Source organism: Chryseobacterium sp. L12 (assembly GCF_056133985.1).
Genome location: NZ_JBVYOF010000001.1, coordinates 275,548 through 290,180, shown reverse-complemented (window position 1 = coordinate 290,180; position 14,633 = coordinate 275,548). Strand labels below are relative to the sequence as shown.

The 14,633-nt window shown below is 36.2% G+C and carries 14 protein-coding genes, 3 tRNA genes and 1 pseudogene; 9 read left to right on the top strand and 9 right to left on the bottom strand.

Annotated features, from left to right (window positions below):
- Positions 1–14 precede the first annotated feature (14 nt).
- Positions 15–1,283, bottom strand: a complete 1,269-nt coding sequence (locus AC0NBN_RS01375; protein WP_160811497.1) for a hypothetical protein — start codon at positions 1,281–1,283, stop codon at positions 15–17.
- Positions 1,284–1,363: 80 nt separating this feature from the next.
- Complete coding sequence (locus tag AC0NBN_RS01370) at positions 1,364–1,570, bottom strand: hypothetical protein (protein WP_160811498.1); 207 nt, start codon at positions 1,568–1,570, stop codon at positions 1,364–1,366.
- Between the two features lie 145 nt (positions 1,571–1,715).
- Between AC0NBN_RS01370 and AC0NBN_RS01365 the strand changes: the two are divergent.
- The 3 genes and pseudogenes from AC0NBN_RS01365 to AC0NBN_RS01355 form a co-directional block, all read left to right on the top strand.
- Positions 1,716–1,928: pseudogene (locus tag AC0NBN_RS01365) on the top strand (helix-turn-helix domain-containing protein); the annotation flags it as partial.
- Positions 1,929–2,018: 90 nt separating this feature from the next.
- The gene (locus tag AC0NBN_RS01360) at positions 2,019–2,144 is read left to right on the top strand and encodes a hypothetical protein (RefSeq protein ID WP_262484129.1); all 126 of its coding nucleotides are present in this window, start codon (positions 2,019–2,021) and stop codon (positions 2,142–2,144) included.
- A 225-nt stretch (positions 2,145–2,369) separates the two neighbouring features.
- Positions 2,370–2,753 (top strand): HU family DNA-binding protein, encoded by a 384-nt coding sequence (locus AC0NBN_RS01355; protein WP_130913976.1) that lies wholly within the window; start codon positions 2,370–2,372, stop codon positions 2,751–2,753.
- A 62-nt stretch (positions 2,754–2,815) separates the two neighbouring features.
- On the opposite strand, the gene AC0NBN_RS01350 is transcribed toward AC0NBN_RS01355, so the two are convergent.
- From AC0NBN_RS01350 to AC0NBN_RS01340, 3 genes are all read right to left on the bottom strand, one after another.
- Positions 2,816–3,955: an inorganic phosphate transporter gene (locus AC0NBN_RS01350; RefSeq protein ID WP_143884003.1), complete on the bottom strand. Its 1,140-nt coding sequence runs from the start codon at positions 3,953–3,955 to the stop codon at positions 2,816–2,818.
- Between the two features lie 15 nt (positions 3,956–3,970).
- On the bottom strand, positions 3,971–4,609 hold the full coding sequence (locus AC0NBN_RS01345) for a DUF47 domain-containing protein (RefSeq protein ID WP_143884004.1): 639 nt from the start codon (positions 4,607–4,609) through the stop codon (positions 3,971–3,973).
- 152 nt (positions 4,610–4,761) lie between these two features.
- On the bottom strand, positions 4,762–6,456 hold the full coding sequence (locus AC0NBN_RS01340; RefSeq protein ID WP_143884005.1) for a DEAD/DEAH box helicase: 1,695 nt from the start codon (positions 6,454–6,456) through the stop codon (positions 4,762–4,764).
- Between the two features lie 266 nt (positions 6,457–6,722).
- On the opposite strand from AC0NBN_RS01340, the gene AC0NBN_RS01335 reads away from it, so the two are divergent.
- The 3 genes from AC0NBN_RS01335 to AC0NBN_RS01325 all read left to right on the top strand — a co-directional run bounded on the left by AC0NBN_RS01335 (position 6,723) and on the right by AC0NBN_RS01325 (position 9,735).
- A complete protein-coding gene (locus AC0NBN_RS01335; protein WP_160811499.1) occupies positions 6,723–7,394 on the top strand; it encodes a DUF2461 domain-containing protein in 672 nt (223 codons plus the stop codon).
- A gap of 65 nt (positions 7,395–7,459) precedes the next feature.
- On the top strand, positions 7,460–8,257 hold the full coding sequence (locus AC0NBN_RS01330; protein WP_143884007.1) for an FkbM family methyltransferase: 798 nt from the start codon (positions 7,460–7,462) through the stop codon (positions 8,255–8,257).
- A 2-nt stretch (positions 8,258–8,259) separates the two neighbouring features.
- Positions 8,260–9,735, top strand: a complete 1,476-nt coding sequence (locus AC0NBN_RS01325) for a lipopolysaccharide biosynthesis protein (protein ID WP_143884008.1) — start codon at positions 8,260–8,262, stop codon at positions 9,733–9,735.
- On the opposite strand, the gene AC0NBN_RS01320 is transcribed toward AC0NBN_RS01325, so the two are convergent.
- From AC0NBN_RS01320 to AC0NBN_RS01305, 4 genes are all read right to left on the bottom strand, one after another.
- Complete coding sequence (locus tag AC0NBN_RS01320) at positions 9,728–10,765, bottom strand: hypothetical protein (RefSeq protein WP_160811500.1); 1,038 nt, start codon at positions 10,763–10,765, stop codon at positions 9,728–9,730. The genes AC0NBN_RS01325 and AC0NBN_RS01320 overlap by 8 nt on opposite strands.
- Positions 10,762–11,616, bottom strand: a complete 855-nt coding sequence (locus AC0NBN_RS01315) for a glycosyltransferase family 2 protein (RefSeq protein ID WP_160811501.1) — start codon at positions 11,614–11,616, stop codon at positions 10,762–10,764. The genes AC0NBN_RS01320 and AC0NBN_RS01315 overlap by 4 nt, the downstream gene beginning before the upstream one ends.
- A gap of 89 nt (positions 11,617–11,705) precedes the next feature.
- Complete coding sequence (aspA, locus tag AC0NBN_RS01310) at positions 11,706–13,106, bottom strand: aspartate ammonia-lyase (RefSeq protein WP_160811502.1); 1,401 nt, start codon at positions 13,104–13,106, stop codon at positions 11,706–11,708.
- A 79-nt stretch (positions 13,107–13,185) separates the two neighbouring features.
- On the bottom strand, positions 13,186–14,208 hold the full coding sequence (locus AC0NBN_RS01305; RefSeq protein ID WP_160811503.1) for an N-acetylmuramoyl-L-alanine amidase: 1,023 nt from the start codon (positions 14,206–14,208) through the stop codon (positions 13,186–13,188).
- 135 nt (positions 14,209–14,343) lie between these two features.
- Here AC0NBN_RS01305 and AC0NBN_RS01300 point away from each other — a divergent pair.
- The 3 genes from AC0NBN_RS01300 to AC0NBN_RS01290 all read left to right on the top strand — a co-directional run bounded on the left by AC0NBN_RS01300 (position 14,344) and on the right by AC0NBN_RS01290 (position 14,622).
- A tRNA-Ser gene (locus AC0NBN_RS01300) sits at positions 14,344–14,428 on the top strand.
- A gap of 13 nt (positions 14,429–14,441) precedes the next feature.
- A tRNA-Pro gene (locus tag AC0NBN_RS01295) sits at positions 14,442–14,516 on the top strand.
- A gap of 32 nt (positions 14,517–14,548) precedes the next feature.
- Positions 14,549–14,622, top strand: a tRNA-Arg gene (locus AC0NBN_RS01290).
- Positions 14,623–14,633 lie beyond the last annotated feature (11 nt).

The following is a 14,633-nucleotide window of genomic DNA, read 5'->3' as shown; positions in this document are numbered from 1 at the left end:
TCATAATAATTTTTTTATGGGCATGGTACAGGAGTGGTTGTACCATCCGGATTCAACTGTATTGTATTAATGGTTCCGTCTTTCTCTATTTTTTGTAAAGTAATCTGATTAGTAGCAATATTCATTTTAGCTAATATACCAAAAAATAACCGTTCCAATCCCTGCGCATTTAAGCTCGCTGATAAACCCGATCCATTTCGTAAGGATGGTATCCCTAATAATTCTGACTCTAAAGCCCAATATTTATCTTCAATTTTTTTAATTTTTTCCGCACTCATAGTTGCAATAGCACCTGCAGTTGATAAGTCCCCATTAAAGCGCAAGAGATAATTATGGTACACGAAGTTATCCGGTGGGCAGTTGCAGGTTTCGTGGGCAACCATCCCTACAAATGTATCTTTTGCCGTAGCTGGAGTTTGATCATATACGATGTTTTTATATAGAGTAACAATATCATTTACTGACAACATTTTTGTCCCAAGAGGTGTATGGTTATGATAGATTCCTTTGTAATCAGTATATTGCGACAACTTTACGTGATGCTCCCCACCAGCTATAAGTGCAGAAGTAGTATTATTATTCATATACAAAAAAGCTTTTTCACCACCGAGTTTAGATTGCCCCTCTAGAGAATCAATTTTGGTTTGCACCACAGGGTCTGCCAGTAATGCTTTTGTTTTTTCGCAGGGTATCTGCGAAGGTCTTACAATCGGCTCCGTTGGAACTCCGATATTACATCCTGTTGGGCTTACCAAGCCTACCTGCGTAGGATCTGTGGCAATAGAAGTACAGTCATCAGGTGGCTGCTGTCCTTCTGCTCCGAGACCGCCGCCTCCACCGCCTCCACCACCTTCCTGAAGAGCAATTATATGATCTACACGTTCCGGTACATACTGGCAGTTCCAGAAAACTCCTGTTGCCCAGTAAGCACGATTATCGCCCGTATAAGGACAACCAGCTTCGCCCGGCAGATGCTTTTCAGAACCGATGCATGGTACAGGATAAGAATAATACTCCAATGTACAGGACGTTCTTTGCGAAAGAGACGACAGATTACTGATTCCTGCCAATTCAGTAACCTGCTGTTTATTTTTGTAATCTACAAATTCCCCGTTGGCAATTTTGGATTTGTCTGCTTCGGTAAGATTAAGGACAATATGAAATACCCTGTAGCTTCCGTCTGTATTGGGAGTCATGAGAATATTTTCTACCGGAGCGTTGGCAGCTGTGTTGTCACGGATGACACTGAAGGTGTAGGTGTGAAAATCGGGACCGTTTTCCATGTAGACCACCTGATCGGTATCAATGGTAATTCCGTTTCCGATATTTACCGATTTACCCTGTACATTGAGTGCTTTTTTCTCTATTGCTGTTTCTGCTTTTCCAGATCTGGCAATAGCTTTGTTTTGTGCTTAGATTCGTTAAGAGAAATTCTTTGGGAAGTCAGTCGCAAGCCCGTGTTGCCGTGTGCTTCTTCTTCGTTGTAAAAGTCTTCGGTGCGGCAGGAGAATGCCGAGACACCGACAGCAAGAATCAGGCAGAGCCTGAGAAATAAATGTTTTTTCATCATGTGCTGAAAAATTTGAATGGTTAAAGATAAAAATTATTTGGTAATCAAATTTTTTGATTACCAGTTTTCAAAAATAAAAAGTTTAGGGTAGGATTTTAATAAGTTTACTTATAAAATTAATAAGTAGTCTTATAATCTTAAAAAGATTAGTATTTTTGGAAAAAATATTTACAATGAGCTTAGGAGTAAAACTGAGAATCTGAGACACAGTAAGAATTTTTCGCAGGCAGAAATTGCAGAAAGGCTAAAAGTATCCCAGCCTGCCTATCATCTTTGGGAAACCGATCAGGCAAAACCCACGACCGATAATCTTGTTAAAATTTCTGAGATTTACAATTTAGATCTTTATAGTTTATTAGATAATAAGGATCAAAATATTGTAAATCATAATCCTGTTTTTAATGATAATAGTTCAGTACAACAGCAGTACTATCCTACAATTAATAATATGGCTCCGCCGGAGCTTATGGAAAGCGTTTTGAAAAATCAGGAACAGATTACTTTACAGCAACAGCAGATTACGCTTTTGATAGAATCTCAAAACAAGCTCATAGAAAGCCTTTTGAAGAAATAAATAAAATGATCTTTTGATCTTTTTAAAATAAGACGTGTAAACCGATAAATTTACACGTCTAATTTGTTTAAATGAGACGTATCATTTTCTACAATGACACGTCTTATTTTTTTAAGTATCATTCGTATGGTGTAGATTTTTATCTACAGGGCAATAATAGGAGGTTATTTTTTGTTACATTAGTATATACAATAACAAATGTTTAACACTATAAACGAAAAAAAAATGCCAATTACATTTAATGTTATCCAGAAGAGAAATCCTCAGAATCCCACAGCTCCCCAAAAATTCTACGCTGACATTGTAGGCAATGGGCAGACTACCCTCGAAGATCTTGCCAAATATGCTTCTACCGTTTCTACCGTATCCAAAGCCGATATTCTTGCCGTACTCGAAAGCACATTTTCTAAAATTGCCGACGATGTAGCCGACGGTAAGATTGTGTATGTAGGTGAGTATTTCACTCTACAGGCAGGCGGTTCCAGCGAAGGAAAAGACACAGCAGAAGAAGTAAACGCTTCTAGTATCAAAACGGTAAAAACCATCTTCCGACCGGGTAAGATGATTAAAGATGCCCTGAAGCTCGCCGAGTTTAAAAAGAAAGCATAAACCAACAAATAATCCTCCTGAAAAATTCGGGAGGATTTAGTTTTTTTACATAAAGAGCCAACTTAGAACATCGTCACAGCAAGATAAGTAAGCCCTGCAACAATTGCCGAGATTGGAATGGTAAGAACCCATGCCCAAAGCAAGCTTACCGTGATTCCCCAACGTACCGCTGAAATTCTTTTAGTAAGACCAACCCCGATAATAGAACCTGTAATCGTGTGGGTAGTAGAAACCGGAATCCCAAAGTGATCGGTAATAAAAAGTGTAATCGCTCCCGCAGTTTCCGCGCTCACCCCTTCCAATGGAGTTACTTTGGTAATTTTAGTTCCCATGGTTTTAATAATTTTCCAGCCTCCGCTCATCGTTCCCAATGCAATTGCAATAAAGGAAACCAAAGGTACCCACATATAATGTTCTGAAAAATAATTGAAACGCTCTGCAGTAGGAATCTGAAGATAAACAGGATCCTGAAGCATATTAACGTGATAATAGATCAATGCAGCACCAATAATACCCATTACCTTCTGTGCGTCGTTAAGACCATGCCCTAAACTGAACAAAGCCGAAGACGCCAACTGCATTCTTTTGAAGGCTTTATCAGCTTTATGAGGATTAGATTTCTTATAAATATGCACAATAATCAGGGTAATGATGATAGAAATTACCATCCCGATAATCGGAGCAAGAAATATAAAGAGGAAAATAGGTATTACCTTGTTAAATTTCACAACATTCTGCTGAGCTAACTGAGTGAAAGCTTCTTTAACCGTTTCAAAAAAACCAAGCTCTGGTGATGCAGAAGCTACGTCATGATAGTCCATCATAAAAGCATGCATTAAAGCTGCTCCCAAAAATCCGCCAATTAAAGTATGGGAAGATGATGAAGGAATACCAAACCACCATGTGAGAAGATTCCATGCAATTGCAGCAATCAGTCCGGAAAATATCACTTCCAGCGTAATAAAATTTTCGTTGACGGTTTTGGCAATCGTATTACCGATTTTAAACTCTCCGATAACATAAGCTGCGATAAAAAATGCCGCAAAATTCCATACAGCCGCCCAAAGTACCGCCTGAAATGGCGTAAGAACTTTTGTAGAAACAATGGTTGCAATAGAGTTTGCCGCATCGTGAAAACCATTGATATAATCGAAGATTAAGGCTAAAGCAATAATAACCGTAAGTAAAATAGGAAATTCCATTTTTGTTATCTTGTTTTATGCGTACTTAATCATGATGTTCTCAATCGTGTTGGCAACATCTTCTGCTTTATCGGTTACTATTTCAAGATAATTCAATACAGATGAAACTTTAATAATGTTGATCGCATCGTTGGTTTCAAACAATTCTACCATAGAATTAGAAAGAAGATCATCCGCAATATTTTCAATAGAATTTACTTTGATACAAGCTTCTTTTACCTGCTCCATATTTTTGAATCCTTTCAGATTTTTCATAGCATTCTGAATTTCCAGACATGCTTTGTGGATCAGCAAAGAGAAATCAGCATAAGCCTTCATTCTCGGAGACTTGTAAAGGAAAATATATTTTGCCGAAGCATAGATATAGTCTGCAATATCATCAAGACCTGTAGCCAGAGTGTGAATATCTTCACGATCAAAAGGTGTAATGAAATTTTTTCCAAGCTCAACGAAAATCTCGTGGGTAAGCTCATCATTTTTGTGCTCATAATCGCTCATCAGCTTAAGCATAGAATCATCGTTCAGATCAAAATCTTTGATTCCGTGATTAAACTCATTAGACATAGCAACCAGATTATCAGTAACTTTCTCGAAAAGCACAAAGAAAATTTTATCTTTAGGTTGAAAAGCGTGGAAAATATTACCAATTCCCATATATAGTGTTTATAAATTTCGAGTGCAAATTTCTTAAAAAAGGATTGTTGAATGAAGCTTCCAACATTAATTTTTGTTAATATTGAAATGATATTATCCCCGAAAACAAAAAACCGGCAGTGATGCCGGTTTTCATATATCTTCAGAAATGTTTAGTTAGCCTCTTCAGCTCTCATTTCCTTTCCTTTAAACTTCATAGAAGAAATATTTCCTAAAAGTTCTCCTTTAAATGATTTCTCCACTTCAAAGAATGAAAATTTTTCAAGAATCTCAATATTTCCGATTTCAGCACGCTTATTTCCTTTGCTTGAAGTCGCTTTATTGATAATTTCAAGAACATCAATTTTCTTCAGCTGGTCTTTTTTACCAAGATTGAAGAAAAATCTCGTCATATTTTCGTCGCGCTGTCTTGGCTTACCGCCTCTTCTTTCGCCACGTTCACGATCCCTTCCTCTGTCACGGTCTCTGCCTCTGTCACGATCTCTTCTGTCCCCTCTTCCACCTCTGTCATCATCTCTGCTGCTTAGTTTTTGCTCTATCAGATCATGTCTGTCTTTATAGTACAAAGCAAGTTCTTTTAGCTGGAACTGAAGTAATTTGTGCACCAATTCTTCTTTTGAAAAAGCCGACAAATCAGGAATCAATGAATCATCAAACTCAAAGAAATCTTCGTGTACTTCAAAAAGACTTTCAAAAACTCCTCCAACCTGTGCTTTTATGATATCTTCACCGGTAGGAATTTTACCTTCGTTGATTTCTATTTTTGTAACAGATTTTATCTGCTTCAATTTTCTGCTTTCTTCAGGCTTTATCAATGCAATTGAAATACCGTCTTTACCTGCTCTTCCTGTCCTTCCGCTTCTGTGTACGAAAACTTCCGGATCATCTGGTAAAGAATAATGCACTACGTGCGTAAGAGAATTTACATCTAAACCTCTTGCCGCAACATCGGTAGCAACCAGAATATCAATATTTTTCAGTCTGAATTTCTTCATCACCGTATCTCTCTGCGCCTGAGAAAGATCGCCATGAAGCGCATCTGCTGCATAACCATTCTGCATCAAGAAATCGGCAACTTCCTGAGTTTCCATTCTTGTTCTGCAGAAAATGATAGAATACTGGTTAGGATTAGCGTCAATAAGTCTCTTCAGAGCTTCTTTTTTCTGACGGTAACCTGCAACATAATATTCATGCTTAATGTTCTTTTTAACCTCGTTAATAGAACCTACTGAGATTCTGTGAGGTTTTGTAAGATAGTTCTTAGAAATTCTTTCTACTTCTTTGCTCATCGTAGCAGAGAATAAGAAAGTCTGTTTAGTTTCAGGAGTTTCACTCATGATCGTTTCCAATTCGTCTTTGAAACCCATTGAAAGCATCTCATCTGCTTCGTCTAAAACCAGCCAGTGAATTGCAGAAAAATCTAAAGCTTTTCTGTTAATCAAATCAATCACTCTTCCCGGAGTTCCTACAATAATCTGCGGTTTTTCCTTTAAAGAACGAATCTGATCCATAATACTGCTACCACCATAAACTGCTGTAGTTTTGATGTTCTGCATGTATTTTGAATAATTTTTGATGTCTTTCGTAATCTGAAGACATAATTCCCGTGTCGGACAAAGCACCAAAAGTTGGATTTTGCGACTCGTATCGTCAATCATATCCAAAATCGGAAGCGAAAACGCTGCTGTTTTGCCTGTCCCTGTCTGCGCAAGTGCGATCAAGTCGCGAATATCTGAAAGAATAAAAGGGATAGTCTGTTTTTGGATTTCTGTCGGGCTTTCGTAACCCAGTTCGCCAATTGCCTTAAGTAAATCAGGACTTAAATTGGTCTCCGTAAATAAATTCATTAAATATTATAAAATTTTTGCAAAGATACAATATTTATTTGAATATTAGATTATATAATATTAACGAATTGATAATTTTAATTTGTAAAACCATAATCATTTTCAAAATAATAGAGAAAAACCACAATTTTTTTATTTTAAATTTAAAAATTTTTCAACAATAATTGCCGTCTAAATGAGAATCAAAATTTCCTTATGAATTATGAATTGATAAAAACATCATCCAATCATTTCATATTTATTATCTATCTTTGATTAAAAAACCAATGGCAACTTTTATTTCTGCTAAAATAATTGATTTTCTGCGTCATCTCGAAAAAAACAACAACCGTGAATGGTTCAACGAAAACAAAACACTTTATACAGAAGCCTTATCTGATTTTCAGGATTTTATAGAAGCGCTGATGAACGAGTTGGGAAAATTTGATAAAAATATCCTAAAGGCAGATCCTAAAAAATCCCTATTCAGAATTTACCGTGATACAAGATTTTCAAAAGATAAAACTCCGTACAAGACCAATTTCGGAGCTTCTTTCGGAATGGGAAAAAACGGGAGCAAATCCGGACATTACATTCATATAGAACCAGGAAAATCTTTTCTGGCAAGCGGAATCTATCTTCCGGAATCACCCGTTTTAAAATCAATAAGAAAAGAAATATCTCTGTTTAAAGATGATTTTTTAAAAGCTATAGAAAACAATGACTTTAAAAAACATTTTGGCGAACTGGATCAGGAAGACAAACTAAAAAAAGTGCCGCAGGGTTTTGAAAAAGAAGATCCTATGTCGGAATATCTAAAGTTAAAAAGCTTCATTGGTATTCACCGATTATCCGACACAGAAGTGTCTCATCCTGATGCTGTTCAAAAATTCTCCACGGTATTTTCAGCTGCAAAGCCTCTGAACGATTTTCTGGAAAATGCAATCGAAAACGGATAAAAATTAACCACCTCTACAAACAGACCATCATTTTTCCTTAATTTTGCAAGCTTAAATTCCATCGAATGTCTTTATATCAGCAATTAGCAGAAAATCTGCAATATATAAGTCCCAGTTTCTATAAGCAGAGATATTTTAAGAATTTAAAAAACCTCAGTAAAGAGAACTTTTCGGATAGAAATGTAGAACCTGAACTGGTATGGATAAAAGACTTTCTAAGCAAAGACGCTGTTGTTTTCGATATTGGAGCCAATGTGGGAACTTTTCTTTATCAGTTTGAAAATAAGCTGAACCACAAGAATATTTACGGTTTTGAGCCTAACAAAAAATTAAACATCAGACTGAAAAGACTTTTTCCTAAAATGAAAATTTCTTCGGCTGCACTTTCTGATGAAAATACAACTGCCCAATTTAAAGTTCCGGTTATTAAAGGAAAAACAGTTGCTTCCAGAGGAACACTTAACACTTCCTATAAAGAAAAAGGCGAAGAAAAAAGCTACACCGAAATCGTTGACGTGGTAAAACTGGATGATTGGATAAAATCAAACCCCGTAGAAAGATTAGATTTTATTAAAATTGATGTAGAAGGCAATGAAATGAAAACATTAATCGGAGGAAAAAATACGATTCGGAAGTTTAAGCCCGTTCTGATGGTGGAAATGGAACAGCGACATCACCAAAACCCCATCTGGAAAGAAATTGAAGAAGTTAAAAGCTGGGGATTTGAAGCGCATTACTTAAACCGAAAAACATTCACACCTGAATTACTGACGGAAGAAATCCTGCTCAGAAATATTCAGGACGAAAAAAACAAAACCGAATACATCAACAACATCATTTTCATTCCAAAACAACAATCCTGAATATGAGTGTAGTTGCAAGACAAGGTTTTAAATATTCACTCATTGGATATACAGCAACCCTTATCGGGATGTTTTCTATTTTCATTTTCACCAATGATCTCTTTTTTTACGGAACTTTAAGATACATTATGTCGGCAGCAGAAATGCTGGTTCCTTTTGTTGTTTTAGGCATTTCGTATTCCAATGTAAAGTTTTTCGGAAAAGCTCACGAAGATGGAAAACATCAAAATATGCTATCCCTTTCCCTGGGTTTAGTATCTGTAAATTTTGTGGTTTTTCTTGCTGTTTTTTTTCTTATCCCGCAATTTTTCCCTGAGTTTACTAAGATGAAAATCTGGGAGAGTAAGAAATACATTCTTCCTCTTGTTTTAATACTCTCTTTGTGTGCGGTCTTCAATAAATATATTTCCAACTATAAGCGAATTGTTGTTTCTAATATTTTTGATAATCTTTTGCCTAAACTGGCGAATCTGGGTGCATTTTGCCTTTTCTTTTACTTTCAGTTTTCTGAACAGGCTGCACTGGCATTTTTCTTCGGCATGTTTGCTTTAATGCTTTCAGGATATATTTATTACACCAACAAACTTGAAAAAGTACATCTTGATTTCAACAGGGATTATTTCAAAAAAGATAACTTCTATAAAGAATTTGCGTCTTACAGTTTTTTTGGTTTCCTTGGAACTTTCGGCAATCACATGGCGATTAATAATTATATGATTGGTGAATTTATTGGTGAAGAAGAAATTGCGATTTACAGTATTTTATTAGCTTTAATCTCTCTGATTTCTATTCCGCAGCTGGGTTTATTTAATATTTCCGCACCTCTTATCAGAAAAAATTTAGCGGATGGAGACATGGAAGAGCTTGACAGATTTCACAAAAAAACCTCACTGACAATTTACTTTCTGGGAGCAGTTTTATTTGGCTGTATCATGGTCGGGTTTCCGTATCTCACTCACTTTATGCCCAATAAAGGAGATGCACTCAGAATGTATGAACCTGTAATCTGGATTTGGGGTTCTGCAGTTTTGATGGATTTGGCGACCGGTTTCAACGGAAACATTATCTCGCTTTCCAAATATTATAAATTTAATATTATCGTAATGCTACTGTTAGCAGGACTAACCATTGGACTTAACTGGTATTTCATCAACTACACTGCGCTTTCACTGATCGGAATTGCTTTGTCGACCGCGATTTCGGTAAGTCTTTATAATCTGATAAAAGTTATTTTTAATTATTTTGTATTCAAGGTTTCACCTTTTTCCATTGAAATGATCTTTGTTTCGATAATTTGTACATTGGCAATTACAGTTGCGATCGTTTTGCCCGTTTTTGAGAACAATTTCATCAACATGGTATACAAACCAGCGGTAGTTTTATTGCTCATCTTCATCGGAAATTATTTTACTAAAATTTTCCCGGTAGAACAATATGTGAATATGAAATTTATAAGAAGTATCCTTAAATTCAAATAATTCGGGAGAGTTTTCCCTCCAATTTCTTAAGAATCTGATTTTTGCTAAATTTTTCCTGAAAATCAAACTGAATTTTTCTCAGGTCATAAAACTGTTGAATTACATTTTCTTTTTCAGGAAAAATAAATTCTAAATCTGAAGAATAATTTTGAGGGAAAACGGCAGCTTTACCAAACTTAATGGCATCGCCAATATTACCGGTCATTTTGGTTTGCCCATATCTCTCCTTCTGACTGAAAAACTCTGTTTCCTGCTGAATAGGACACCAGATAAGATCAGCTTTTTTCATCCAGATTTCAAATTCCTGCTGAGAAATGCGTTCGGTAAAGAATGTGATATTAACATCTTCAACCTCACGTTTTAAATCAAGAATTTCCTTCAATTCCGCGCCCGAAGCTTTACCCAGAAAAACAAATTCTATTTTTTTTGCTTCTTTTGAGTTTTTAATAACGCTAATAATATGATGATAATCTCTTCTTTTTTGTGAAACTCCTCCCGGAATCACAATCGTTAAAGCTTTATTTTCAGTCTTGGCATATCTTCTGGTATAAAATAGAGGCAGAAACTGATGATTTTTTAACAATAGATTTTCGTCTAAAACGAAAAGACAATTTGCACTACTGTACACTTTTGCCGCACTCAGCAAACCTTCTTTTAACAAAAGCTTAAGCCTATACACAACATCTTCTTTAAAGATATTTCTAAACAAAGCTAATGTAGAAATTTTTGAAAAATTGAGATTATGAACAATGACAGCGGTTTTGTATTTTTTGGTAATGGACAAAAAAGTATTGAAATAACGGTGAGCAGTTCCAATAATAACCAGATCATATTTATTTCGTTTCAGCTGATTAAGAATCATTGACTGATCTGATAAAAAAACACTATCAGAAGTTCTTGAAATTCTGTTTTTGATCTTTTCTGAAAAATAATAATCTACAGAAAATTCTTTTGAATCTTCCATTAAATCCATAAAATCTTCAGCAATTTCAGCGTGGGTATCAATTTCTATATAGGCTATTTTTTTCAAAATTTCAACCATTTCTTTTTAAACTGATTCCACCGTTCCTGATTAATTATTTTCTGTTCATCTTTGGAAATTCTTAGCTCAAGATTCTGAGATTTACATCTCTCGTAAGAGCTGATAATTTTCATTAAAAATGATGGCGATTTAATTTTTACTGCCTCTTTTGCTGCTGCGACATACGTCAGAAAACGGTTTAGACCTAAAAAATAAAAGTACTTCCCATAATAATCGGCGGGTTTTATGGTGTAATCTGCACCTTTTACTTTAATAAGTTTTACATGTAATTCAGGAATCACTACTTCTTTCCAGCCTAAGTTTTTCAGCAGAATGGCATCAATATTATCCCAACCGAGCGTTTCGCGCAGACCGCCCATTTGCTGAAAACATTTTTTGCGATAAGCTTTCATCGGACCGCGTACATGATGCTTATTTGAGTTTCCCTCATATATCCATTCTCCATTTTTTTCCACATATAACAATCCTCCAACCAAACCATAATCAGGATTTTTATGAAAAGCCTGTTTTACTGTTTCCAGATAATCCTCCGAAAGAATTACATCTGAATCGAACTTACAGATTATATCGAAATCGTCCGGATTTTGTGTTTCCAGACCTTTTTTGAAAGCAGCAACCACTTTTGAGCCAGGCTGATGAGCTGATTTTTCAAGACTAATACTGTAAAATCTGTTGTCATTTTCAGTATAATTTTTGATAACATCAGATGTTCTGTCAGTTGAACCATCATTTACAATCACTGTTCTAAAATCCTTATAACTTTGCTGTTGTAAGGAATTTAAAGTAAACGGAAGGTTTTTTTCTTCGTTGTGTGCCGGAATTATGATTAAAAACTTCAAGACAAAATGAATGATGAATAATAATTGATAAATGATAAAAATTCAGCACTTGAACTTCATCAATAATCATTGATCAATTACCGTTAGTATTATTTATAATGAGGAGTAAGCATATTTCTAGGATCAAGGATTTCGTCTAATTTCTCCTGTGAAAGCAACCCATGTTCCAGAACAAGATTATAAACACTTTTACCAGTTTCAAGGGCTTCTTTTGCAATTTCTGTGGATTGTTTATATCCAATATAAGGATTGAGGGCAGTTACAATTCCAATACTGTGTCTTACCATATTCAGGCAAACTTCTTTATTTGCGGTGATTCCTACTACGCATTTTTCACGAAGTGTATCCAGCGCATTACACAAAAACTGGATATTTTCCATAATTGCGTGAGAAAGAACCGGCTCCATGACATTCAGCTGCAGCTGTCCTGCTTCTGCTGCAAAAGTTACGGTCAGATCATTTCCTATAATTTTAAAACAAACCTGATTAACTACTTCCGGTATTACCGGATTTACTTTCCCGGGCATAATGGAAGAACCCGGCTGCATCGGCGGAAGATTGATTTCTGAAAGACCCGCTCTCGGACCCGAAGCAAGCAATCTCAGATCGTTGCAGATTTTTGATAATTTAACAGCCAAACGCTTCATCGCAGAAGAATAAATTACATACGAACCTGTATCTGGAGTAGCTTCTACCAAATCAGGAGCGGAAACAATAGGGTATCCTGTAATTGCTGCAAGATTTGCTGCACAAAGCTGCGCATAACCAATGGGAGCATTAATTCCCGTGCCGATTGCAGTTGCCCCCATATTGACTTCTACAAAAAGATTAGCATTGTTATTCAATTTTGAGATATCTTCTTCCAGAGTAGCTGCAAATGCTTCAAACTCCTGTCCCATCGTCATCGGAACCGCATCCTGAAGCTGAGTTCGTCCCATCTTTATAACATTACGGAATTCCTTTCCTTTTTCCCGGAATGCATCTACAATATTCTGCAGTTTTTTCACCAAATTCTCATTCATCTGCAATAATCCCAGCTTGATTGCCGTTGGATATGCATCGTTGGTTGACTGCGAAAGATTGATATGATCATTGGGCGAGCAAAATTCATATTGACCTTTATTTTTCCCAAGCTTTTCCAAAACTCGGTTTGCGATGACTTCATTCGCATTCATATTGATTGAAGTTCCTGCTCCTCCCTGAATCATGTCTATCGGGAATTCACTGTGCAATAAACCGGCTATCAATTCATCACAGGTTTCGGCAATGTTGAAGTATAAATCTTCACTTAAAAGACCTAATTCATAGTTGGTTTTTGCTGCTGCTTTCTTTACAAAAGCAAGTCCTCTGATGAATTCAGGATAAGAAGACAGAAGCTGTCCCGAAATTTTAAAATTATCTATAGCTCTTTGAGTCTGAACTCCGAAATAAGCATCTGAAGGAACATTTAATTCTCCTAAAAGATCACTTTCTTTTCTGAAATTTCCCATGTCAATAAAATTGAATTAAAGTTAGATTTGAGATTGAGGTTAAAAAGCATCAGCTTAACTTTCACTCTCTGTCTTACCCTTATTTTGAATATTTTTGATTTAATGCCTGAAGAATTGCCCACGTTTCAGCATCCATTATTCTATCATAATTTTGAGGACGGAAATGATATTGAAATGCCTCAATTGTTTTTTTGGTTGCATCATCCCATCTTCCGTTCGGAAAAATATCGTACCCGAATTTCTGAAGTGCAGTCTGAACCAGGAAAATGAAAGCAGTATCATTGTATCGTGCAGGAAGATCTGCTTCGGCAGAAACCATGAAGGTCTGCTTTACCGCTTCATCATACCACATTCCGATCTGATATTCATCATAAAGCTTTTTCCAAGGGAAAAGAGGACCAGGATCCTGCTTTCTTGTAGGAGCAATATCAGAATGAGCCAGCACATTGGTTGGAGCAATATTATATCTTACCACAATATCTTTAGCTAAAGCAGCAACTTTTTTGATTTGCTCCTCACTAAAAGGCTGAAATATTTTTTTTCCAGTTGCATCGCTCTTGTAGCCAGAATTTACAATCTCAATTCCAATAGAAGTGTCATTAAGATTCTTATCTGATCTCCACGCACTCACTCCCGCGTGATAAGAACGTTTATTCTCATCCACCAGCTGATAAATTTCGTTGTCACCCAGATTATTCACAAGATAATGCGCACTTACATTTTGCTTGGTAAGTACTTCGATGGATTTATCATCCGGTAAAACAGTATAATGAAGAATCAAATATTTCTGTCTGAAATTTTGCGCAACAGCAGGAAAATATGTTTTTACAACGTTGTAACCTGCAGGTTTGGCAGATACAATTGATCCGTAGCTTGCGGTATTATCATTCTTGGTAATATCTGCAATATTGGTGGTATAAAACTCTATTCCGTGATCTTTTGTAATCTTAGGTTTCTCCTTTTGTTCAGCCGCCGCATTATTGATGGGTTTAGCTTGTGCCACTGCGGTTTTCGGACGATAAGTCGTTTTTTTGGTACTTTTCTGAGGAGCACACGAAAACACAAAAACACTTAAGCCGATGATATATAATGTTTTACGCATTTGTCTAAAATTTCAATTGTTTATTAGCGTAAAAATACGCAATTTTTTCTTGTAATTTATTTGGTAAATAAAGAAATCTATTCTATATTTGCACTCGCAATAACAGAACAAAGATCTTTAAAATATAAATAAAAAGGAGGGTTGCCGGAGTGGTTAACGGAGCAGTTTGCTAAACTGTCGACGCGAAAGTGTCGCAAGGGTTCGAATCCCTTACCCTCCGCATTTTATTTACTCGGGGCGTAGCGTAGTCCGGTCATCGCGCCTGGTTTGGGACCAGGAGGTCGCAGGTTCGAATCCTGCCGCCCCGACAGTTTTCGATAATTTTCTCAAAATTACAAATGGGTGCGTAGCTCAGCTGGATAGAGCATCTGCCTTCTAAGCAGACGGTCAAAGGTTCGAATCCTTTCGCGCTCACAGAACCTTAC

Coding starts and splice junctions, on each gene's coding strand:
- AC0NBN_RS01335 (WP_160811499.1), top strand. CDS start 6,723: ATGGCAACTTTTATTTCTGCTAAAATAATTGATTTTCTGCGTCATCTC.
- aspA (WP_160811502.1), bottom strand. CDS start 13,106: ATGGGAAATTTCAGAAAAGAAAGTGATCTTTTAGGAGAATTAAATGTT.
- AC0NBN_RS01325 (WP_143884008.1), top strand. CDS start 8,260: ATGAGTGTAGTTGCAAGACAAGGTTTTAAATATTCACTCATTGGATAT.
- AC0NBN_RS01345 (WP_143884004.1), bottom strand. CDS start 4,609: ATGGGAATTGGTAATATTTTCCACGCTTTTCAACCTAAAGATAAAATT.
- AC0NBN_RS01375 (WP_160811497.1), bottom strand. CDS start 1,283: ATGGAAAACGGTCCCGATTTTCACACCTACACCTTCAGTGTCATCCGT.
- AC0NBN_RS01305 (WP_160811503.1), bottom strand. CDS start 14,208: ATGCGTAAAACATTATATATCATCGGCTTAAGTGTTTTTGTGTTTTCG.
- AC0NBN_RS01350 (WP_143884003.1), bottom strand. CDS start 3,955: ATGGAATTTCCTATTTTACTTACGGTTATTATTGCTTTAGCCTTAATC.
- AC0NBN_RS01360 (WP_262484129.1), top strand. CDS start 2,019: ATGGCTCCGCCGGAGCTTATGGAAAGCGTTTTGAAAAATCAGGAACAG.
- AC0NBN_RS01370 (WP_160811498.1), bottom strand. CDS start 1,570: ATGATGAAAAAACATTTATTTCTCAGGCTCTGCCTGATTCTTGCTGTC.
- AC0NBN_RS01340 (WP_143884005.1), bottom strand. CDS start 6,456: ATGAATTTATTTACGGAGACCAATTTAAGTCCTGATTTACTTAAGGCA.
- AC0NBN_RS01330 (WP_143884007.1), top strand. CDS start 7,460: ATGTCTTTATATCAGCAATTAGCAGAAAATCTGCAATATATAAGTCCC.
- AC0NBN_RS01355 (WP_130913976.1), top strand. CDS start 2,370: ATGCCAATTACATTTAATGTTATCCAGAAGAGAAATCCTCAGAATCCC.